This window comes from Streptomyces sp. NPDC054796 (genome assembly GCF_053611545.1).
In genome coordinates, this window is sequence record NZ_JBSHAO010000040.1 from 1 (window position 1) to 20,168 (window position 20,168).

A 20,168-nucleotide genomic window follows, 5' to 3' on the forward strand; every position below is an offset into this window, starting at 1 on the left:
TGGGGTGTCCCCGCAGGTCGAGAAAGTCACCGGCCGAGAGGCGACGACGAAAGCTTCACGCCGAGGAGACACCCCACCGCGGCACCGGACACCCCGCACCCACGCGCCCACAACCCCAACAGGAACCCGGAATCACGCGGCGCAAGCCGCATCGCACCGCAACCACACGCCGCGCCGAAGCCACACAGCCGCACCCGGAACACAACGCACCGCCCAGCGCAGCGCCCCGCGCCCCCGTGACGCGGCGCAAAAATCAGCGCGGGACCCTACGGTGCCCACCACACCGGCGAACCGTCCCGCGCAACCACCCCGTGAAGCGGGAACCCACCGTTTCCTTCCGCACCCCGCGAAGGGGACCCGTGGACGTGGGTACCCCTGGTGGGGAGACTGACGGGCATGGACAACCGGATCGCCACCCTGAGCGCGGCCGAGTTCGCGCCCGAGACCACCTACCTGAACACCGCGTCGAGCGGCCTCCTCCCCGCCCGCGCAACCGACCCGCTGCGAGCCGCCGTGAACCGCATGGCGGCGGGCACCCTGGACATGGTCGCCACCTTCGCCGCCGTCGACCGGGCACGGGCCGCTTTCGGACGGCTCGCCGGTGTGCCCGTCGAGCGGGTCGCGGTGGGCACTGCCGTCTCCACCCACGTCGGGATGATCGCCGCTTCGCTGCCCACGGGTGCCGAAGTCCTCGTCGCGGAGGGCGACTTCAGCTCCGTGGTCAACCCCTTCACGGTGCGCGGTGATCTGAAGCTGCGCACCGCCCCGCTGGAGTCGCTGGCGGGCGCCGTGGACGCGGGCACCGCGCTGATCGCGGTCTCCGCGGTCCAGTCGGCGGACGGCCGGATCGCCGATCTGGCCGCGATCAGGGAGGCGGCCCGCGAGGCGGGCGCCCGCACGCTGATCGACACCACCCAGGCCACGGGCTGGCTGCCGCTGAGCGCGGCGGCCTTCGACTACACGGTGTGCGGTGCCTACAAGTGGCTGCTGTGCCCGCGCGGTACCTCCTTCCTGACCGTCTCGGAGGAGGCGCGGGAGTCGGGCGCGCTGCTGCCGCTGCACGCGGGCTGGGTCGCGGCGGAGCTGCCGTGGGACAGCTGCTACGGGCCGATCTCGCGGCTCGCGCCGGACGCGCGGCGCTTCGACGAGAGCGTCCCGTTCCTCCCGTATCTGGGCGCGGAGCACGCGCTGTCCCTCGTCGAGGAGCTGGGCCAGGAGGCGATCGGGGCGCACAACAGGGCGCTGGCGGCGCGGTTCCGCGAGGGTCTGCGGGGGCTGGGGTACGAGCCGGTGCGGGAGGATTCGGCCGTCGTCGCCGTGCCGGGTCTTGGGCACGCGGCGGAGCGGCTGTCCGCGGCCGACGTCAAGATCGCCGTTCGCGACGGCAATCTCCGGGTGGCTTTCCACCTCTACAACACGGACGGCGACGTGTCCCGCGTGCTGGATCTGCTGGCCCCGTGAGACGGGCCCCGTGACACAGACCAGGGGCGAGGCCGTCCACGCGGCCCCGCCCCTCGTCCAGTGGGCTCAGTACGCGACGCGGTCGCGCGCTGCGGACGTCACTTCACCGGGGTGAAGTCCCGCGCCCCGATGAACTCGGGGCGTCGGACGGGTGCCGCGAAGGGCTCCACTGCCTCGTTCTCGACGCTGTTGAAGACGATGAAGACATTGCTCCGTGCGTACGGAGTGATGTTGTCACCGCTCCCGTGCATGCAGTTGCAGTCGAACCACGTCGCCGAACCGGCCTTGCCCGTGAAGAGCTTGATGCCGTGCGCGTCCGCGAACTTGCTCAGCGCCTCGTCGGACGGCGTGCCCGCGTCCTGCATCTGCAAGGACTTCTTGTAGTTGTCCTTCGGCGTCTCACCCGCGCAGCCGAGGAAGGTCTTGTGCGACCCCGGCATGATCATCAGGCCGCCGTTGGTGTCGTAGTTACGGGTCAGCGCGATCGAGACCGACACGGTCCGCATGTTCGGCAGACCGTCTTCCGCGTGCCAGGTCTCGAAGTCGGAGTGCCAGTAGAAACCGGTGGCACCGAAGCCCGGCTTGACGTTGATCCGGGACTGGTGGACGTAGACGTCCGAGCCCAGGATCTGCCGTGCCCGGCCCACTACACGCGGGTCCTTCACCAGGTTGGCGAAGACCTCGCTGATCTTGTGCACCTCGAACACGGTCCGGATCTCCTCCGAGGAGGGCTCGACGATCGAGCGCTCGTCGGCACGGATCTCCGGATCCGTGGTGAGCCGTTCCAGTTCCCTGCGCAGGACGTCCACCTCGTCGGAGGTGAGCAGCTCGTCCATGGCGAGGAACCCGTCCCGCTCGAAGCCCGCCAGATCCGCGGCCCCGATGGGCCCCGGGGTACCCGGATCGGACCACACGACGGGGTCCATCCGCGGAACAGCCACCTCGGTGACTCCGCGCGTCGGGTACAGGTCGGCGGTGCGCTCGGGTGCGGTGGTCATGGGTTTGCCTTCCTCTCCTCTCGTACGGCCCTGTCTGATGGGCGAAAGGCCGAACCGGTCGGTCAACCGGTCCGGCCCGGCCGATACCGGCCGAGTGCTCAGCCGCCGCTCGAGCATGTGAGGCTCGAGCGAGTACGGCTCAAGCGCGTGCGCTCAGCGCAAGCGGCTCAGCTCTCGTCCGGCTCGGTGAGAAGCGGGTAGACGCCGTTCTCGTCGTGGTCCTCCCGGCCCGTCACGGGCGGGTTGAAGACACACACGCACCGGAAGTCGGTCTTCGGGCGCATCGTGTGCTTCTCGTGCCCGTTGAGCAGGTACATGGTGCCGGGGGTGATCCAGTGCTTCTCACCGGTCTCGTCGTTGGTGAGTTCGGCCTCGCCCTCGACGCAGAGTACGGCCTCGATGTGATTGGCGTACCACATCGATGTTTCCGTGCCCGCGTAGAGAATCGTCTCGTGCAGCGAGAAGCCCACACGCTCCTTCGCCAGCACGATGCGCTTGCTCTCCCAGGTGCCCGACTTCGACTTGATGTGGCGGTCGGTGCCCTCGATGTCCTTGAAGGATCGAACGATCACGGTGTGATGGTGCCTTTCTCTCATTACGGGGGCGGCCCGCCCCGGACGCAACCGGAGCGGGCCGTGTACTGCGGAGCTACGCGGTTTCGCGCACCGCTCGGGCCAGGGTCCGCAGACCCTCGTCCAGCTCCTCGGGGGTGATGGTCAGTGACGGCAGGAGCTTGACGGTCTCGCTCTGCGGACCGCAGTCCTCCAGCAGCAGGCCCAGTTCGAAGGCCCGCTTGCAGATCTGGCCGGCGCGGTCCTTGTCGTGGAACTCCAGGCCCCAGGCCAGACCGCGGCCTCGGTACCCGGCGACGGCCTCGCCGTGCTCCTCGGCGATGGCGCGCAGCGCCTGCTCGACCTGCTCGCCGCGGGCGAGGGTCTGCTTCTCCATCTGTGCGTCGTTCCAGTACGTCTCGATCGCGGCGGTCGCCGTGACGAACGCGGGGTTGTTGCCGCGGAAGGTGCCGTTGTGCTCGCCCGGCGCCCAGATGTCCAGCTCGGGCTTGAAGAGGGTGAGCGCCATCGGCATGCCGTAGCCGCCGATGGACTTGGACAGCGTGATGATGTCCGGCTTGATGCCCGCGTCCTCGAACGAGAAGAACGGGCCCGTACGGCCGCAGCCCATCTGGATGTCGTCGACGATCAGCAGCATGTCGTGCCGCTTGCACAGGTCCTGGAGCGCGCGCAGCCAGTCGGCGCGGGCGACGTTGATGCCGCCCTCGCCCTGCACCGTCTCGACGATCACGGCGGCGGGCTTGTTCAGGCCCGAGCCCTGGTCCTCCAGCAGCCGCTCGAACCAGACGAAGTCGGCGGTCGTGCCGTCGAGGTAGTCGTCGAAGGGCATCGGGGTGCCGTGCACCAGCGGGATGCCGGCGCCCGCGCGCTTGAAGGCGTTGCCGGTGACGGCGAGCGAGCCGAGCGACATGCCGTGGAACGCGTTGGTGAACGAGACGATCGACTCGCGGCCCTTGACCTTACGGGCCAGCTTCAGCGCGGCCTCGACGGCGTTGGTGCCGGTCGGGCCGGGGAACATGACCTTGTGGTCCAGGCCGCGCGGCGCCAGGATCGTGCGCTGGAAGGTCTCCAGGAAGGCCCGCTTGGCGGTGGTGCTCATGTCCAGGCCGTGGGTGACGCCGTCCCGCTCCAGGTAGTCCAGCAGGGCTCGTTTCAGCACCGGGTTGTTGTGCCCGTAGTTGAGTGAGCCCGCGCCGGCGAAGAAGTCGAGGTAGGTGTGGCCGTCCTCGTCGTACATGTGGGCGCCCTGGGCGCGGTCGAACACGGTGGGCCAGCCACGGCAGTAGCTGCGCACCTCCGACTCGACGGTCTCGAAGACGCTCAGGTCCGGCTGGGTGATGGTCACAGCATGCTCCTGGGAGTGAGTCGCGTGGCAGAAGAAGTCTGATGATGAGGGTTGTGCGGGGGTCGGACTCGGGCGCGGGGTCGTGCGGGTCAGCGCTCGGCGCCGGACCCCGCCTCCACCAAGTGGGCGACAGGCCCGATCCGGTACAGCACTTCGGGCTCGTGCCCGCTCGAAGGGAACACTCCCGCGTCGAAGAGCACCTCCTTGGCCGACGGGGCGCCGTGGCGCTCCGCGAAGGAGGTGAACAGCCGGTTCGACGGGGTGTTGTCCGGGGTCACGGTCGTCTCGACGACGTCGATGCCCAGCTCCTCGGCGGCCCGGGTGGTCAGCCCGTCCAGCATCGCCGCAGCGAGGCCGCGTCCTCGTGCCGCCTCGTCGACGGCGACCTGCCACACGACGAGGGTCCGCGGGCGCTGGGGGCGCACGTAGCCGGTGATGAAGCCGACCGGCTCGCCGTTCGCGTCCCTGGCCACTACGGAAGTGGCGGCGAAGTCGCGACACCACAGGAGGTAGCTGTAGGAGGAGTTGAGATCGAGCGTCCGGGAGTCGCGGGCAATACGCCAGATCGCGGCTCCGTCCTCCACGCGTGGAGTGTCGAGCTTCAGCCCCTCCGGCATTTCTAGGATTTCGCTATGGGCACGTGCAAGGTCTGCTTGTGCGGCGGTCATGCAGATTGAATTTACCCAGCAGAATCTGAAAACGCACGGCCAGTAGGGGTTACGCGACAGGGGTGTTCTGTGTTATCGCGCGGGGGCGCGCCTGCGCGCAACGCAGCCGGGTTTGGTGCCGTTATATGGCGGTTTTCCCGGGCAAGGCGGGCCCGCTGTGGGGTCTGTCACAGTGCCGTAACGACTACGAGACCCGTCCGAATTCAGGCGGTTGACACTAGCGAAATCTTTGCGTTTAAGGAGGTCAAGAGCGGGCAGAAGAATACGGGAAGCTGTGCTCAATAAAGCGCCTGGATTGCATCCTATTTCACGGAGCAAGCCGTGTCTGTGTTTTCTTGAGAAGCCTTGAGAAGTCTTGAGATGCGCGGTGAAGTTACTGAGCAGCGAGAGGCGTTCGGCAACGCGTCAGGGCATCCGGGGCCCGCGCCGGGCGTGCCGCTCAGAAGAAGTCACCCCGCACCGACAGCTCCCCGCTCGGCCCCCTCGCCGCCACGGAGTAGCGGTCGCGCCCCGCGTCCCGCTCCCCCCGCGCGTGGTCGTACTGCCCCGCGAAGACGTGCTCGCCCGCGGGCACCGTGCGCCCCGGCTTCAGCACCCACCGGTACACCAGCGCGTCCCCCCGTACGCGCACCGTCACCTCGAAGTCCTTCGCGGGCCGCGTGCGCCACGAACCGGTGGCGCTGACATCGCCCGTACGAGCGACACGCAGTTCGACGACCAGGGAGGAGAGCCGCTCCGTGGTCTTGACGGTCACATTGCTCTGCGCCCAGTAAGCGTTGCTGCCGGGATCCACGGAGCCGTCCGACCACAGGGGCCCGTCCGCCACGCGCTCAGGCGCGCTCTGCGCGCCCCGCGGCTCCTTCGACGGCGTTTCGGGCGGCGCGGCCGGTTTCGGCGACGTGCGCACCGTCTGAGGCGGCTCACCGCCCTGCGCCGCCCACACGGCGACCCCGCCGGCGCCCAGCGCCCCGACGAGCCCGGCCGCGGCGCCCGCCGCGCGCGCCCAGGCGGGGAAGGCGCGCCGCGCGGGACGGGGAATCCGGTCGCGGTCCGGGCCGCCAGCGCGCTCCTCGGCCGCGCCTGCCGCGCCGGTCGCGCCCGTCGTGTCGGCCGCACCGGTCACCCGGGCCAGCATCCGCGCGCGGTCGGGCCGGTGCTCCGACGCGGCGGCGCGCAGCCGCGCGCGCAGCTCCGTCTCCTCGCCCATCAGCCGCTCCGTCCCGTTCCCGCGGGCCCGGCGCGCAGTGCCCGCACCGCGTCGGCGCCCCGGTGCGCGGCGGAGGCCGCCGTTCCCGAGGCCGCCGCGCCCGAGGGTGCCCCGGATCCGCGGCCGTACCCGTTTCCGTTCCCGTACGCGTAAGCGGGCGCGGGTGCGGGCGTCAGCAGCCGCTCCAGCTCCGCCATCCCCTTCGACGTCTGGCTCTTCACCGTACCGACGGAGACGCCGAGGGTGCGGGCCGTGTCCTTCTCGGAGAGGTCGAACGCGTGCCGCAGGACGACGCACGCGCGCTTGCGGAAGGGAAGTCGGGTGAGCGCGGCGCGCACGTCGAGCACGGCGGGCACGTCGGGCCCGTCCGTGCGCTCCGCCTCCCGCGACCAGAACAGGGCGACCCTGCGCCGCTCGCGGACGATGCCGCGGATGCGGGTGCGGGCGAGGTTCGCCACGATGCCCCGCGCGTACGCGGCCGGATGGTCGGCGGCGCGCACCCGGTCCCAGCGGTGCCAGACCGCGGCCAGCGCGTCCGCCGCCAGGTCGTCGGCGCCGTCCGAGCCGCCGAGCAACAGGCTTGCCAGGCGGGCTAATTCGGCATGGTGCTTCTCGAAGAAGGCGTGGAACTCTTCGGTGGGGGTGCCCACGCCGGCCTCCTCACGCTCGACGGGCGGCACGCCGCCCGGTTCGAAATCCCGGTCAATGTCCGTAGCCGCGTTCGCCCCCGGTGGGTGCGTGAGCGTAGCAGGGGACTCGTACAGTGCGGGACATGAGCGACGGCGAAAATCTGCATATCAAGGGGCGGGTGCTGGCCGGGCCCGAGGACGTCAGGGACGAACTGTGGGTCGTGGACGGCCGGATCACCTTCGAACGGCAGCGCGGTGGCTCGGGCGACCCGCTGCTCCTGGAGGGCTGGGTGCTGCCGGGACTGGTCGACGCGCACTGTCACGTCGGTCTCGGCGCGCACGGACCCGTGGACGCCGCCACGGCCGAGAAGCAGGCGCTGACGGACAGGGGCGCGGGCGCGCTGCTCATCCGTGACGCGGGCTCGCCCTCCGACACCCGCTGGGTGGACGAGCGCGAGGACCTGCCCCGGATCATCCGCGCGGGCCGCCATATCGCCCGGACGAAGCGTTACATCCGCAACTTCGCCCATGAGATCGAGCCCGGCGACCTCGCCGCCTACGTACGGCACGAGGCCCGCAGGGGCGACGGCTGGGTCAAGCTGGTCGGCGACTGGATCGACCGCGCCGAGGGCGACCTCAGCGCGTGCTGGCCGCGCTGGGCCGTCGAGGAAGCCTTCGCGGCAGCGCACGAGGAGGGGGCGCGGGTCACCGCGCACTGCTTCGCGGAGGACTCGTTGCGCGACCTCGTGGAGGCGGGCATCGACTGCGTCGAACACGCCACGGGGCTCACCGAGGACACGATCCCGCTCTTCGCGGAGCGCAGGGTCGCGATCGTGCCCACCCTGGTGAACATCGCGACGTTCCCCCGGCTCGCCGACGGCGGCGACGAGAAGTACCCGCGCTGGTCGGCGCACATGCGGCAACTGCACGCACGCCGCTACGACACGGTGCGGTCCGCGTACGACGCGGGCGTCCCCGTCTTCGTCGGCACCGACGCGGGCGGCACGCTGCCGCACGGGCTCGTCGCCGACGAGATCGCCGAGCTGGTCACCGCCGGCATCCCCGCCGTGGAGGCGATCTCTGCCGCCACCTGGGGCGCGCGGCGCTGGCTGGGCCGCCCAGCACTGGAAGAGGGCGCCCCCGCCGACCTCGTCGTCTACGAGACGGACCCGCGCGAGAACGTCGCCGTGCTGGCGGCCCCCCGCCACGTTGTCCTCCGGGGGCGGGTCACGCACTGACGCCGGGGGCACCGAGGTGCCCCCGGCGTCGGCCGGGCTGGGTGAGCTGGCTCGGCCCGTGCGGGTCCGTGCCGCCCGGCCCTGACTACCGAGCTGACTCGGCAGCGTCGGCCGGCCCCGCCTGTCCGCTGCCGAACACCTCCTTGACGAGCATTTGCGTCGACTTCTGGAACGCCGCGGCCAGGGACAGTGCGGCGTCGTCGGCGTAGTTCAGCGCGGCGGTGAGGGTCTTGCTGCCGTCGGGCGTGCTGTACATCAGGGCCCCGTGGCCCGCCATGCCGCCGTTGTGGGTGATGAGGGTGCCGCCGTTCCCGCCCGCGTCCTGCACGAACACCCCCAGCCCGTATCCGGCCTTGGGATGCGGCTTGCACATCTCGGCCAGCAGTGGCGCCGACAGGAGCTTGCCGCCCATCAGCGCGGAGATGAAGGTGTGGAGGTCCTGGGTGGTGGAGATCATGTCTCCGCCGGTGGAGATCCAGGAGGGGTTCTGGCGGGTGACGTCGACCGTTTTCTGCTGGTCCGCTTCCTCGTAGCGGTAGTAGGCGTGGGCGTGCGGCTCGGGGACGTCCGGGCTGGTGTCCGGCACCACGGTGCCCGACAGCCCGAGCGGCCCCAGGATCAGCCGCCGCATCTCCTCGGCGAACGAGCAGCCGGTGACCTTCTCGATGAGCAGTCTGGCCAGCACGTAGTTGGTGTTGGAGTAGCTCCAGTCCGTCCCCGGCTCGAACCGCGCGGGCCTGGACAGCGCCAGCCGTACCAGCTCTTCCGGCCGGTAGGTCTTGAACCGGTTGTCCACCCACTCCTGGCCCGAGGTCGTGGCGGGGATCCCCGCTGCGAACGTCCCGTCGTCGTAGTACTCGCCGGTGAAGTTGAAGACGCCACTGGTGTGCTGGAGCAGCATCCGCACCGTGATCCTCGGGTCCAGCCCGAACCCGGGCAGGTAGTCGGCCACAGGGGCGTCCAGCCCGACCGTGCCCTCGTCCACCAGCCGCAGTACCACGGTCGCGGTGAAGGTCTTGGTGTTGCTGCCTATCCGGACGTGCCCGTTCACCGGCGGCTTCGCGGCCTCGCCCAGCTTGCTGGCCCCGGCGCTGCCGGTCCACTCGCCCCGCTCGTCGTGCACGCGCATCGTCACGCCGGTGAATCCTGACTCGACCACCTCCTCGATGGCCTTCTGCAACTCCGGGCGGTCCTGGCCGGTAAGGGTGAGGGACATGGCGGTGCGCTCCTTGAGATCTGTTACGGAATCAGCTGAACGGACGGGGTTCCCGCGGGGCGTGCCTCTTCAGAGGCACGCGGGTCTTCAGAGGCTGCGGGCGGTGATGTCGCCATAGGCGGTGGTGGCGTGGATGTTCAGACCGGCGGTGGTGCCGTCGGCGTTCTTGAGGGTGTTGTGGATCCGGCCGTAGGCGGTGCCCGCGTCCAGGGAGGCGGAGACTCCGCGGGCGGCGCCGACCGAGATCTCGCCCTGCTCGGTGCGCAGTGTGACCGTGCCGCGCACCGCCTCGGTGATGCGGAGGTCGCCCTTCTGGGTGCGGATCTGCGCCGGGCCGCTCAGACGGCCGACGGAGATGTCGCCGTCCTGGAGGGTGAGACGGGTGTCCCCGGTCTCGTCGAGCTTGACCGTGGCCTGCTGGCCCTCGAAGGTGACGTCCCCGAGGCGTCCGACGCCCCGCAACTCGGCGCTGGCCGCCTTCGCTTCGACGCGGGACCCGGCGGGCAACTGGACCGTCACCTCGATGGCCCCGGAAGCGCCGAGGATCCGGTTCCTGGGCGCCGGGACCCCGATCCGCAGGATGCCGTCGTCGTAGGCGACCTCGGTCTGCTCCGCCGCCTTCACATCGCGGCTCTTGGAGGCGTCAGCGGGCAGGACCTCGACCGTGGTGTCGGCCCGGTCGGCGGCGATGAACCGGATGCGTCCCGCGGGGATGTCGAGGGTGGCGGAGACCGGGACGGGGGTGGCGAACTTCTGCATCGTGCTCTCCTTCATCTGCATCGTGCGCTCCTTCTGGACCGCTGTTTCCGATGAGGGAAAAGCTACGTTGCGTTCACGGTGACAGCAATAAAAGCATTGCGTTGAATCGGAATCATTGCAGCTCAGAGCTGTAAAACTGTTGCAACGGGATGACGCATAATGCAACGAGATTCCTTCGCTCGTTGCAATGTATTGAGAGTGAACGCTATTCTGCGGGCACCAAGGAAGCGTGAGAGGAGACAGCGGTGCCCGGAGGCAGACTCACCCAGCAGGAACGCCAGCAGATCGCGCTGGGGGTGGCCGACGGGCTCGCCTATGCGGAGATCGCCCGGCGTCTGGACCGCCCCACCTCGACGGTCACGCGCGAGGTGATGCGCAACGGCGGCCCCACCGCCTACCGCGCCGACCTCGCCCACCGCGCCACCGAACGCCGCGCCCGCCACCGCAGGCAGGCCGCGCCCCGGGACGCGAAGACGGCCCCGCAGGCACACGGACGCGACGCCGAAGCCGTGCGCGAGTACGAGGAGACGCTCACCACCGTCTTCATGCAGTCGGGGATGGCCAAGATGATGGCCCGGGTGCAGGCCTGCCTCTGCACCACGGACTCGGGCAGCCTCACCGCGTCCGAACTCGTCCAGCGCCTCCAGGTCAGCCCGGCGTCCGTCTCCAAGGCGGTCGCGTTCCTCGACGAACAGGGCCTCATCCGCCGGGAACGCGACGAACGCCGCCGCGAGCGCTATGTCGTCGACGATGACGTCTGGTACCAGTCGATGATGGCCAGCGCCCGGTCCATCGCCCAGGTGGTCGAGACCGCGCGGCAGGGCGTCGGTGTCCTCGGCTCCGGCACCCCGGCCGCCGCCCGCCTGGAGAACATCGCCCGCTTCCTCGACTTCGTCAGCGAGAGCACTGCACGGGCCGCTGACCAGGCCCGCGAGATCCTCCACACGAAGCCCGGCACGACCCCTGGCACGACCCCTGGCGACGGCTGAACCGTTCGTGCCCGTACGCGCGGGCCGGTGAACGCGACGGGGTCGCGGCGTTCGCCTCGGCCAGCGCTGCCGGGTCGTACATCGGGTCGCTCGACGCCGCCGAGAGGTAGCCGCCCACGGGGATCCACACCAGCACCGGCAGTCCCGCCGCGCCGGGATCCGGAGTGCGGACGGCTACTTTGCGCCGTGGGTCAGAGCAGGGGCGGCGGGGCCAGACGGAACGCGCCGGGTGATGAGGCGTCAGCCCGCCCACATGGTGCTGTTCACATGCGCCGTGTCGTGGTGCTCGTGATATGTGCTGATCTTTCCTCCGCTGATCTCGAAGAGGAAGTGATAGTGGTTGCGGTAATCGCGCCTGTTCTTCAGTTTCATTGTCGAGTACGCCTCTACGGCGACCCGAGCACCTTGGATGGTCCACGCGGTCGGCGTGATGACCAGCGGGCCGTCCGTGAGCGTGTCGAGAGGCTTGAGCATGGCGCGGAACTGCTCCTTGGTGATGTAACCGTCTCCCGGAGCCCCGCTCATCCACCATTCAACGTCATCAGTGAGACAGCTCAGGAGCTCCTCCAGCGCTTCCGTGTTGTCGGCCGCTCCCCACCGGCCCTTGGCGTAGAGGCCCAGAAAGTGTTCGACGATTGCCCTCTTCTGTGTGTCGTCCATCACGTGTCTCCGACTTCATGTGGCTGGTGGCGAGTGTGTGCCACTCAGCGTGCACGAGCGCAGATGCGCGCACAAATGATGGTTGAACACTCCAGGTATGCCTTTTGGGAATACCTCGGCTGTAGGGTGAGGGCTATGGCGGATGTGACTCTCGTTGGACTGCGGGTAGTGCGCGAGGTCGCTGCGACGGGGTCCTTCAGCGAGGCGGCAGCTTCCCTCGGCTACACGCAATCGGCTGTGTCCCGGCAGGTGAAAGTTGTCGAGTCCGCCGTGGGCGCGGCCCTTTTCGAGAGGAGGGCGCGCGGGGTGGCACCCACGCAGGCCGGTGTGGCGTTCGCACGGCACGCGGCCGACGTGCTGTCAGGCATCGACGCCGCCGTCCGTGAGGTCAGCGCACTGAGTCAACACATCACGGGCTGTGTCACAGTCGGCGCCACCCCGGCCGCGGCTGTGGCGCTGGCTCCCCGTGCCCTCGCGCAGCTGGCGGACGAACACCCCCATGTGACTGTCGGCTTCGTGGAGGATTCCACCCCCAGCCTTTTGCGGCAGCTACGTTCCCAGCGGCTGGACATCGCCGTCGTGGGCGTGTGCGCCGGGCCACAGGAGCGTGACCTCGACGGGCTGCGCCAGGAAACGCTCCTGGAAGACGATCTACGCGTCGCCCTGCCCCGGCATCACCCATTGGCCACCCGGCACACGGTGAGGGCCGACGAACTGCGCCACGACAGCTGGATCGTCGAGAACGCCAACGGCGACACCCCGTACTACGGCGCCTGGCCGACCCTCGTCCGGCCAACGGTCACCCATCAGGCGCGCGAATGGTCCACGCGCCTGGGAATGGTGGCTGCGGGCCTCGGGGTCTGTCTGCTGCCGGGCATGGCGGTCCCCTCCGCTCCATCCGGCGTGAGAATCGTCCGGGTCGAGGACCGCCACTGGCAGGGACGCGCAACCCTCGCCGTGACAAACGAACAGCGCTCGGCGGAGGCCGACGCGGCTGTCGCCGCCCTCAGACAACAGGCGTCTGAACTGCGTTGAGCCTATTCCCCAACGGCATTCAGTTCGTTCTGCTTCGTGCCCCTCGCCAGGGGTGCCGTTGACGAACGACGAACCAACCGGTCGTGGTCATGCTCGTGGTCCTCTCACCGCGGGGCGAAACGGATCGCTCGTGCTAATGGGTCACGACGAGCTGACCATGATCAAGTGCTTGGCGTTAACGGCTGTACCGATGTTCCCCAACCCCGGGGCGTGGGGCGCCGGGCGTGCCGGTGGGCGCTTCCCCGTCGGAGGGCAGGAGCTTCGCGAGGGCCGCGGACAGGGCGTCCGTCACATCGCGGGAGCGGACGGCGAGCCGCAGCCACTCCGGGCCCAGGCCGGGAAACGTGTCGCCCCGCCGCACGGCGAACCCCAGCTCGCGCAGCCCCTCGCGCAGCCACCGCGCATGGGGATGCCGCACCAGCACGAAGGGCGCCTCGGCGTGTCCGGCCGAGGTCAGGTCACCGAACTCGGCCAGCCGGGCGAGGAGATACGCGCGGTCCTCGGCCACGTCCCGCGCGGCGCGCTCCGCCTCGGCCAGCGCCCCCGGCTCGCAGCACGCCTCGGCGGCGGCCAGCGCGGGCGACGAGACGGGCCACAGCGGCTGTTGCGCGGCGAGCGCCGCCACCGTGCCGGGCCCGGCCAGCACATAGCCGACGCGCAGCCCGGCCAGCCCCCAGGTCTTGGTGAGGCTGCGCAGCACGAGGACCTGTCCCGGCAGCCCGGTGAGCCGGGGTACGAGGGACTCGCGCTCGCCGGGTACCGCGTCGATGAACGCCTCGTCGACGACGAGCGCGCGGCCAGGGCGTGCGAGCGCCGCCAGCGCGTCGGCCGGGTGGAGCACCGACGTGGGGTTGGTGGGGTTGCCGACCACCACCAGGTCGGCGTCCTCGGGCACGGCGCCCGTGCCGAGCCGGAAGCCGTCCTCGGGGCGCAGCAGGACGCGTTCCACCGGCTTGCCCGCGTCGCGCAGCGCGGCCTCCGGCTCCGTGAACTGCGGGTGCACCACGACGGCGCGCGCCGCCGGAAGCGCCCGTGCCAGCAGCACGAACGCCTCGGCGGCACCCGCCGTCAGCAGCACATGGTCCTCGGGCAGCCCGTGCCGCGCGGCGACGGCGCGGCGCGCCGCGCGCCCGTCGGGGTACGCGGCGAGCCCGTCGAGCGAGGCGGCGACGCGCGCCTTGAGCCAGCCGGGGGGAGTGCCGGTACGCACGTTCACCGCGAGGTCGGTCAGCTCAGCGCCGCTGTCCCGTACTTCGGCGTCACCGTGGTGCCGCAGATCGTGCTCGGGCGCCCCGCCCGCCCCGGCCTCAGTGGGAGTGGGCATGCCCATGTCCGTGCCCGTGACCGTGCCCATGTCCGTGCCCGTGTCCGTGACCGCCGTGGTGGTGATGGCTGTCGTCGTCGTCCGGGTGGTAGTGCGGCTGCTGCGGCGCGCCGACCTTGTCCTCGAAGCCCGGCATCGCGATCCGGTAGACGCAGGAGTCGCAGTTCATGCGCAGATCGCCCTTGACGGCCTCGCGGTAGCGCTCCAGCACGAGGTCGGCCAGTTCGTCGGTGGCGCCGATGACGTCGGCGTTGATCACCTCGGTGTCCGGGTTGGCCGCCGACCAGCCCTCGGCCTGCTGCTTCACGCGCTCGGGGAGGATGCCGGTGAACAGGAAGTACGGCAGGACGACGATCCGCCGCGCGCCCAGCTTGCGGCAGCGCTCCAGGCCAGAGGGCACGTCGGGCGCGGCGAGCGAGACGAAGGCGGTCTCCACGCCCGCGTAGCCCCGCCCCTCCCACAGCAGCCTGGCGGCCTTGTGCACCTCGGCGTTGGCGTCCGGGTCCGTCGAACCTCGGCCCACCAGCAGCACCGTCACATCGGCCAGGTCCTCGGGCGTGCGGGGGGACTCGCCGTCGCCGCCCAGCGCCTCGTCGAGGCGGCGCTCCAGCACGGACAGCAGCGAGGGGTGCGGCCCGAGCGGGCGCCCGTAGGTGTACGAGATGCCCGGGTGCCGCTCCTTCTCGCGGGCGAGCGCGGCCGGGATGTCGCCCTTGGCGTGCCCGGCGGAGACCAGCATCAGCGGCACGGCGGCGAAGTTCGACACGCCGCTGTCCACCAGCTCCGAGACCGAGTCGGCGAGCGGGGGAGGGGACAGCTCGATGAATCCGCCGGACACCGGGATCTCCGGGTTCCGTTTGCCGAGTTCACCGACGAAGGAGCGGAACGCCTCGGCGCCGTCGTCGTCACGGGTCCCATGGCCGACGAGGAGCAGGGCGGGCGGGGTGGTCACGGTTTCTCCTTGGGGGTGGTGCGGTGCGCCGCGCTGTGGCGGCGCGTACGGAAGGGGACGGACGAGGGGGCGGGCGGGCGCGGGCCCGTGCTGCTGGGCGCGCGGCCCGGAAGCGGGAGCGGGCGCGGGCCCGTCATGCCTGCCACCGGTAGCCGCGCGGCGTCACCATGCGGCCCGCGATCTCGCGGGTCGCGGTGTTGCCGACGGTGACGACGGTCATCATGTCGACGCTCTCGGGGGCGAGTTCGGCCAGCGTGGTGAGCGTCGCGTACTCGTCGGGACGGGTCGCGCCGCGGACGACACCCACCGGGGTGCGCCCCTCGCGGTGCTCGGCGAGGATGCCGAGCGCCTTCGGCAACTGCCAGTCCCGGCCGCGTGAGCGCGGGTTGTAGAAGGTGACGACGATGTCCGCCTCGGCCGCCGCGCGTACGCGACGCTCGATCACCTCCCACGGCGTGTGCAGGTCGGAGAGGCTGATGGACACGTGGTCGTGCCCCAGCGGCGCGCCCAGGATCGCGGCGGCGGCGAGCGCCGCCGTCACACCCGGCACGCCGACGACGTCGATGTCGTCGCTCGCCTCGGCCAGCGCGGGCGAGGCCATCGCGTAGACGCCGGCGTCGCCGCTGCCGATCAGCGCGACGGCGTGCCCCGCGCGGGCCTCCGCGACGGCGGTACGGGCCCGCTCCTCCTCGGCGCCGAGCCCCGACTCGACGACGCGGGTGCCGGGGCGCAGCAGGTCGCGGATCTGGTCGACGTACTGGTCGAGCCCCACGAGCACCGAGGCGCGCCGCAGTTCCTCGCGGGCGCGCGGGGTGACCAGGTCGCGGGCGCCGGGTCCGAGGCCCACGACGGCCAGCCGCCCGCGCGGGCTGCGGCGCGCCACGGCGGCCGTCGCCATGGCGGGGCTGCCGTCGATCGGGGCCGACTTGGTCTTGGGGACGACGAGTTCGCCGAGGCCGCTAAGGCCACTGCCGTGGCCGCTCGTCGTGACGACGCCCGCCGTGGCGGCGCGGGGAGCGGCGGCCAGCAGTGCGGCGGCCTCCGCGACGGAGGGGGTGCCGACGGCGGCGCGCGGCGCGTCGGAGGGGTTGGGCACCTCGACGGCCGAGAGCGCCTCGGCCGGATACGTGCGCAGCGGCACGCCCAGCCGCTCCGCCGCAGCGAGCAGCCCCGGCTCGTTCGCCTTCGCGTCGACGGTGGCCAGCTCGGTGACCGAGCGGACGGACAGGCCCGCCTCGTCCAGGGCCTCCTCGACGAGGAGCAGCACCTCGTCCGCGGTCACGCCCCGGCTGGCGCCGACCCCCACGGCGAGGGACGGCGGGCGCAGCACGGCCTCGGACAGGCCGAGCGGGATGACCTTGTCGGTGACCCAGAGGGTGGCGCCGTCGGCGCCGGACGCGGCAGGTGCGCCGTGCGCGGATCCCGCAGGTACGGCAGGTACGGCGTTCGGCGGCAGCGCGGGCAGCGGCCACCGCGCGTCGGCGCGCACCGGGACCGTGGCGCCGTCGAGAAGCGCCCGGCTCACCGCCGCCACCGCGCCCTCGACGGGCCAGCCGAGCGTGTCAAGACCCGGCACGCCGACGGCGTCGGTCGCCGTGGTCACCACGGGGCGGCAGCCGGAGAGGACGTCGGCCACCTCACGGGCCAGCGCGTTCGCGCCGCCCGCGTGCCCGCCGAGGAGGGACACCGCGTGCTGCTGCGCCTCGTCGACGCAGACGACGCCGGGATCGTCGGTCTTGTCGGCGAGCAGCGGCGCGAGCAGGCGGACCGTGGCGCCGGTGGCGAGGAAGCAGACGAGCTGGTCGCACTCGCCGAACGCGCGGGTGACGGCTTCGCGGACGCCCGGCCCTTCGTAGACGCGCGTACGGTCCGGCCACGCGGCGGCCAACCGGTCGCGTGCGGCGGCACCCGCCGCGGTGGCGGAGATCAGGCCGATCAACGTGTAGCTCCTTCGGGGGCGCCGGGCGGGGTGCCCGGCAGGGGTCGGGGGAGGGGGCGGAACGGATGAGTGGGCGGGCGGACGGACGGTGTGGCCGGGCGGGTCGGCAGGACGCGGCACGTCGTCACGGGGTTCGCGCGACGCACCCCGCGGCCCCCGAGCCCGCCGCACACCGGCGGACAGAGCATGCCGCGACGCGCGTGACGGGGCCAGAGCGCGGTCCGGGCCCGGCCGCGCGGGGCCTGCCGGGGCGGGCGGGACGCCTGGCACGGGCCGGGCCGGGCCGTGAAGCCGGTTGCCCGGCCGGGCAGGCTGTGCGGGTCCGTGCCGCGTGCCGCCGCCCCGGTCGTGTCGCCTGGCGCCCGGCCGGGGCCAGGCCGGTCCAGGGCACGGACTGCGACGTGGCCGTGGGGCTCGGCCCCGGGCCCTGACGTGGCCCCCGCCCGTCGGAGCGTCCCGCGCTCGGGCAGGTGGTGCCGGGGAGCGGTGTGGCGCGGTGCCGTCGCTTCCGTCGTGCCGGGGCCCCGTCCCGGGCCCGCCGTGTGCGCGGACACGGCGGGCCGTGCTCCCGGCCGGTCCGGGGTGCCGGGCCCGCTCCCGTGGCCGGTGATCGGGGGCAGTCCAGGCGGGAGCCGCCAGGGCAGGGGGTGCCGGGGAGCGGTGTGGCGCAGTGCCGTCGCTTCCGTCGTGCCGGGGCCCCGTCCTGGGCCCGCCGTGTGCGCGGACACGGATCAGTCCCGCCCGGCCTTCCGCGCGGCACGCAGCTCGCGGCGTGCCTCGGGGTCCGCGCGGCGGAAACCGTGGAAGTGGCCCGGGTGGTACAGGTGCGAGCGGGTGCCGGAGGCCGAGAGCGCGGGGCCGACGAGGAAGAGCGTGTGCTTCCAGAGCTTGTGCTCCTTGACCGTCTCCTCCAGCGTGCCGACGGTGCAGCGCAGCACCAGCTCCTCCGGCCACGTCGCCTGGTAGGCGATCACGACGGGCGTGTCCGTCGGATAGCCGCCCTCCAGCAGCTCGGTCACCAACTGCCCCGAGCGGGCCGCGGACAGGAAGAGGGCCATCGTCGTGCCGTGCCGCGCGAACTCGCGCACCTCCTCGCCGGGCGGCATCGGCGTCTTGCCGCCGCCCAGCCGGGTCAGGATCACGGACTGCGCGACCTCGGGGATCGTCAGCTCGCGGCCCGCCAGCGCGGCCACGGCGGAGAAGGCGGAGACGCCGGGGATGATCTCGACGTCGATGCCCAGCGCGTGGCAACGGTCCACCTGTTCCTGCGTGCCGCCCCACAGCGCCGGGTCCCCGGAGTGGATACGGGCCACGCGCAGGCCCTCGCGCAGCGCGCGCTCGTACACGGCGATGACGTCCTCCAGGGACATCGTCGCGGAGTCGAGGATCTCGGCGTCATCGCGCGCGTGCGTGAGGACTTCCTCCTGGACGAGGCTCGCCGCCCAGATGACGATGTCGGCCCGCGCGATGGCGTCGCCCGCGCGGTAGGTGAGCAGATCGGCCGCTCCGGGCCCGGCGCCCACGATGGTCACCTTGGCGCGGGGACCGTCCGCTTCGGCCGCCCGTATCGCCCGTATCGCCGTTGTCGTCGGCTTCGCCTCGGTCACAGCTTGCCTCCTCGGGATTCCCTGCGCGCGGGAGAGATGAGAGTGGAGAGATACGGCAGTGCGGCTGATCCGCCCTCGCCGTGCGCGAGTTCGGACTCCAGCTCGGCGGCCGGGCGGATCGATTCACCGGGCAGGCCCAGGGCCGAGCCCCACACCGCGCCCTCCGTGCGGCCCGTGTCGCGCAGCGCGCCCGCCACCTCGGCGGCCTGCCGCCCGAACTTGTACGCCACCACCGTGCCGGGCCCCTCCAGCGCCTCCTTCAGCACCGCGGAACCCGCCGTCACAGGGACGAGCGTCAACGGCTCCGTCCCCTCCGTGAGCACCGCGCCGCTGCGTGCCGCGAGGTCCTGCATGGCGGTGACGCCCGGCACCGTCTCGACGGCCAGACCCGGCACCAGCTCGCCGACGGTCTGAGCGAGGTAGGTGAACGTGGAGTAGACGTTGGGGTCGCCGATCGTCGCGAAGGCGACGCTCCCGTGCGCGCGCAGCAGTTCGGCGACGCGCGTGCCCGCCGCGTCCCAGGCCGCCTCGCGGCGGGCGCGGTCGCTGCGCTCGTTCAGCGCGAAGACGACGCGCACGATCTTGTCCGCCTCGACGTAGTGCAGCACCGTCGCCTCGGCCCTGCCCGTGCCGCCGTCCTCCATGACGGGAACGACGACGGCGTCGGCCGCGCGCAGCGCGTTCACGCCCTTGACGGTGACGAGTTCGGGGTCGCCGGGGCCGACGCCCACGCCGACCAGCAGCGGGCGCGTCTGCCCGCTACCAGCGGAAACGGGTTCGGGTACGGACGTCATGCGGTCGCTCCTTCGGCTGTGCCTCTGCCGAAGGTCACGGGCCCGTGGTGGCCCTCCAGCACGGCGGTGAGTCCGGGCACGGGCCCGGTTCGTACGTCGAGTCCGGCGCCGGGCCCTGCCTCGTCCCCCGCCACGTCGAGCGCGGCCAGCGCGGCGCGCACGGCGGCGGGTTCGGGGTGGGTGGCCGTGAACGAGATCAGCGGCAGTACGGGCAGGTCCCGCGCGGACGGGTGGGTGGTGGTGCCCCAGTCGAGCAGGAACGGGACGAGTCCGTCGGCGCCCTGCGGTCGCGTCGGCGGCAGGGTGAGCCGCCAGGACAGCACGTCGCCCTCGGGCGTGTGCCGTGGCATGGCCACGGGCTCGCCCGGCTCGTAACCGCGCTCGCGCGCCCCCGCCACCGTCGCGTCGATGTCCGTGGTCCGCACGGCCCAGTGGACGAGCCGAGGCCCGTCCAGCGCGTCGATGCCGAACCAGCGCGGCCCGTCGGGCTCCGGCTGTTCGCGGTCGGGGCCGACGATCTCGAAGTACCGTCCCCCGCCCAGGCCCAGCAGCACGTTCCGGGTACCCATGCCGGGATGGCTGCCCCCGGCCGCAGGGCGCACCCCGGTCAGCTCGGCGACCTCCTCGACCGTCCGCTCCAGATCGGGCGTCGCGTAGACGAGGTGATCCAGCACCGACGCACCGGCCACCGGCACCGGATCCGGCATCCGCTCCGGCATCAGCAGCTCCTCACGAATCGGTGGGCGAGTTCGGGAGTGGCGGCCCAGTGGACGTG

At 71.9% G+C, this 20,168-nt stretch carries 19 protein-coding genes; 4 read left to right on the plus strand and 15 right to left on the minus strand.

Annotation, left to right across the window (positions count from 1 at the left end):
* Window positions 1-396: 396 nt before the first annotated feature.
* Complete coding sequence (locus ACWGJ2_RS27935; RefSeq protein WP_453349022.1) at window positions 397-1,461, plus strand: aminotransferase class V-fold PLP-dependent enzyme; 1,065 nt, start codon at window positions 397-399, stop codon at window positions 1,459-1,461.
* 98 nt (window positions 1,462-1,559) lie between these two features.
* Here the strand turns inward: ACWGJ2_RS27935 and thpD are convergent, their stop codons facing one another.
* From thpD to ACWGJ2_RS27965, 6 genes are all read right to left on the minus strand, one after another.
* A complete protein-coding gene (gene thpD / locus ACWGJ2_RS27940; RefSeq protein WP_453349023.1) occupies window positions 1,560-2,459 on the minus strand; it encodes an ectoine hydroxylase in 900 nt (299 codons plus the stop codon).
* 167 nt (window positions 2,460-2,626) lie between these two features.
* A complete protein-coding gene (locus ACWGJ2_RS27945; protein WP_453349024.1) occupies window positions 2,627-3,031 on the minus strand; it encodes an ectoine synthase in 405 nt (134 codons plus the stop codon).
* 76 nt (window positions 3,032-3,107) lie between these two features.
* Window positions 3,108-4,376 (minus strand): diaminobutyrate--2-oxoglutarate transaminase, encoded by a 1,269-nt coding sequence (ectB, locus tag ACWGJ2_RS27950; protein WP_453349025.1) that lies wholly within the window; start codon window positions 4,374-4,376, stop codon window positions 3,108-3,110.
* A gap of 89 nt (window positions 4,377-4,465) precedes the next feature.
* Complete coding sequence (gene ectA / locus ACWGJ2_RS27955; RefSeq protein WP_453349026.1) at window positions 4,466-4,993, minus strand: diaminobutyrate acetyltransferase; 528 nt, start codon at window positions 4,991-4,993, stop codon at window positions 4,466-4,468.
* A gap of 490 nt (window positions 4,994-5,483) precedes the next feature.
* Window positions 5,484-6,251: a hypothetical protein gene (locus tag ACWGJ2_RS27960; RefSeq protein WP_453349027.1), complete on the minus strand. Its 768-nt coding sequence runs from the start codon at window positions 6,249-6,251 to the stop codon at window positions 5,484-5,486.
* On the minus strand, window positions 6,251-6,901 hold the full coding sequence (locus tag ACWGJ2_RS27965) for a SigE family RNA polymerase sigma factor (protein ID WP_453349028.1): 651 nt from the start codon (window positions 6,899-6,901) through the stop codon (window positions 6,251-6,253). Before ACWGJ2_RS27965 ends, ACWGJ2_RS27960 begins: the two co-directional genes overlap by 1 nt.
* A gap of 122 nt (window positions 6,902-7,023) precedes the next feature.
* Between ACWGJ2_RS27965 and ACWGJ2_RS27970 the strand changes: the two genes are divergently transcribed.
* Window positions 7,024-8,118: an amidohydrolase family protein gene (locus ACWGJ2_RS27970; protein WP_453349029.1), complete on the plus strand. Its 1,095-nt coding sequence runs from the start codon at window positions 7,024-7,026 to the stop codon at window positions 8,116-8,118.
* 85 nt (window positions 8,119-8,203) lie between these two features.
* Here the strand turns inward: ACWGJ2_RS27970 and ACWGJ2_RS27975 are convergent, their stop codons facing one another.
* Both ACWGJ2_RS27975 and ACWGJ2_RS27980 read right to left on the minus strand, forming a co-directional pair.
* A complete protein-coding gene (locus ACWGJ2_RS27975; RefSeq protein WP_453349030.1) occupies window positions 8,204-9,334 on the minus strand; it encodes a serine hydrolase domain-containing protein in 1,131 nt (376 codons plus the stop codon).
* 87 nt (window positions 9,335-9,421) lie between these two features.
* Entirely contained in the window at window positions 9,422-10,093 is a 672-nt protein-coding gene (locus ACWGJ2_RS27980; protein ID WP_453349093.1) for a DUF4097 family beta strand repeat-containing protein, read from the minus strand.
* A 245-nt stretch (window positions 10,094-10,338) separates the two neighbouring features.
* Between ACWGJ2_RS27980 and ACWGJ2_RS27985 the strand changes: the two genes are divergently transcribed.
* The gene (locus ACWGJ2_RS27985; RefSeq protein WP_453349031.1) at window positions 10,339-11,082 is read left to right on the plus strand and encodes a helix-turn-helix domain-containing protein; all 744 of its coding nucleotides are present in this window, start codon (window positions 10,339-10,341) and stop codon (window positions 11,080-11,082) included.
* A 240-nt stretch (window positions 11,083-11,322) separates the two neighbouring features.
* On the opposite strand, the gene ACWGJ2_RS27990 is transcribed toward ACWGJ2_RS27985, so the two are convergent.
* Window positions 11,323-11,742, minus strand: coding sequence for a nuclear transport factor 2 family protein (locus tag ACWGJ2_RS27990; RefSeq protein ID WP_453349032.1), 420 nt, complete (start codon window positions 11,740-11,742; stop codon window positions 11,323-11,325).
* A 135-nt stretch (window positions 11,743-11,877) separates the two neighbouring features.
* On the opposite strand from ACWGJ2_RS27990, the gene ACWGJ2_RS27995 reads away from it, so the two are divergent.
* Entirely contained in the window at window positions 11,878-12,777 is a 900-nt protein-coding gene (locus ACWGJ2_RS27995; protein ID WP_453349033.1) for a LysR family transcriptional regulator, read from the plus strand.
* A 175-nt stretch (window positions 12,778-12,952) separates the two neighbouring features.
* On the opposite strand, the gene cobC is transcribed toward ACWGJ2_RS27995, so the two are convergent.
* The 6 genes from cobC to ACWGJ2_RS28025 form a co-directional block, all read right to left on the minus strand.
* On the minus strand, window positions 12,953-14,101 hold the full coding sequence (gene cobC, locus ACWGJ2_RS28000; protein ID WP_453349034.1) for an Rv2231c family pyridoxal phosphate-dependent protein CobC: 1,149 nt from the start codon (window positions 14,099-14,101) through the stop codon (window positions 12,953-12,955).
* Window positions 14,085-15,053 carry a sirohydrochlorin chelatase gene (locus ACWGJ2_RS28005; protein WP_453349035.1) on the minus strand — a complete coding sequence of 323 codons (969 nt, stop codon included), beginning with the start codon at window positions 15,051-15,053 and terminating at the stop codon, window positions 14,085-14,087. The genes cobC and ACWGJ2_RS28005 overlap by 17 nt, the downstream gene beginning before the upstream one ends.
* Before the next feature lie 133 nt (window positions 15,054-15,186).
* Window positions 15,187-16,992, minus strand: coding sequence for a precorrin-3B C(17)-methyltransferase (gene cobJ, locus ACWGJ2_RS28010; RefSeq protein WP_453349036.1), 1,806 nt, complete (start codon window positions 16,990-16,992; stop codon window positions 15,187-15,189).
* A gap of 731 nt (window positions 16,993-17,723) precedes the next feature.
* Complete coding sequence (gene cobM / locus ACWGJ2_RS28015; protein WP_453349094.1) at window positions 17,724-18,560, minus strand: precorrin-4 C(11)-methyltransferase; 837 nt, start codon at window positions 18,558-18,560, stop codon at window positions 17,724-17,726.
* Window positions 18,561-18,595: 35 nt separating this feature from the next.
* Window positions 18,596-19,393, minus strand: coding sequence for a precorrin-2 C(20)-methyltransferase (gene cobI, locus ACWGJ2_RS28020; protein ID WP_453349037.1), 798 nt, complete (start codon window positions 19,391-19,393; stop codon window positions 18,596-18,598).
* Window positions 19,390-20,112: a VOC family protein gene (locus tag ACWGJ2_RS28025; RefSeq protein WP_453349038.1), complete on the minus strand. Its 723-nt coding sequence runs from the start codon at window positions 20,110-20,112 to the stop codon at window positions 19,390-19,392. The genes cobI and ACWGJ2_RS28025 overlap by 4 nt, the downstream gene beginning before the upstream one ends.
* Between the last annotated feature and the right edge of the window lie 56 nt (window positions 20,113-20,168).

Coding starts and splice junctions, on each gene's coding strand:
- ACWGJ2_RS27935 (WP_453349022.1), top strand. CDS start 397: ATGGACAACCGGATCGCCACCCTGAGCGCGGCCGAGTTCGCGCCCGAG.
- thpD (WP_453349023.1), bottom strand. CDS start 2,459: ATGACCACCGCACCCGAGCGCACCGCCGACCTGTACCCGACGCGCGGA.
- ectA (WP_453349026.1), bottom strand. CDS start 4,993: ATGCCGGAGGGGCTGAAGCTCGACACTCCACGCGTGGAGGACGGAGCC.
- ACWGJ2_RS27960 (WP_453349027.1), bottom strand. CDS start 6,251: ATGGGCGAGGAGACGGAGCTGCGCGCGCGGCTGCGCGCCGCCGCGTCG.
- ACWGJ2_RS27970 (WP_453349029.1), top strand. CDS start 7,024: ATGAGCGACGGCGAAAATCTGCATATCAAGGGGCGGGTGCTGGCCGGG.
- ACWGJ2_RS27975 (WP_453349030.1), bottom strand. CDS start 9,334: ATGTCCCTCACCCTTACCGGCCAGGACCGCCCGGAGTTGCAGAAGGCC.
- ACWGJ2_RS27980 (WP_453349093.1), bottom strand. CDS start 10,093: ATGCAGAAGTTCGCCACCCCCGTCCCGGTCTCCGCCACCCTCGACATC.
- ACWGJ2_RS27990 (WP_453349032.1), bottom strand. CDS start 11,742: ATGGACGACACACAGAAGAGGGCAATCGTCGAACACTTTCTGGGCCTC.
- ACWGJ2_RS27995 (WP_453349033.1), top strand. CDS start 11,878: ATGGCGGATGTGACTCTCGTTGGACTGCGGGTAGTGCGCGAGGTCGCT.
- cobC (WP_453349034.1), bottom strand. CDS start 14,101: ATGCCCACTCCCACTGAGGCCGGGGCGGGCGGGGCGCCCGAGCACGAT.
- cobI (WP_453349037.1), bottom strand. CDS start 19,393: ATGACGTCCGTACCCGAACCCGTTTCCGCTGGTAGCGGGCAGACGCGC.
- ACWGJ2_RS28025 (WP_453349038.1), bottom strand. CDS start 20,112: ATGCCGGAGCGGATGCCGGATCCGGTGCCGGTGGCCGGTGCGTCGGTG.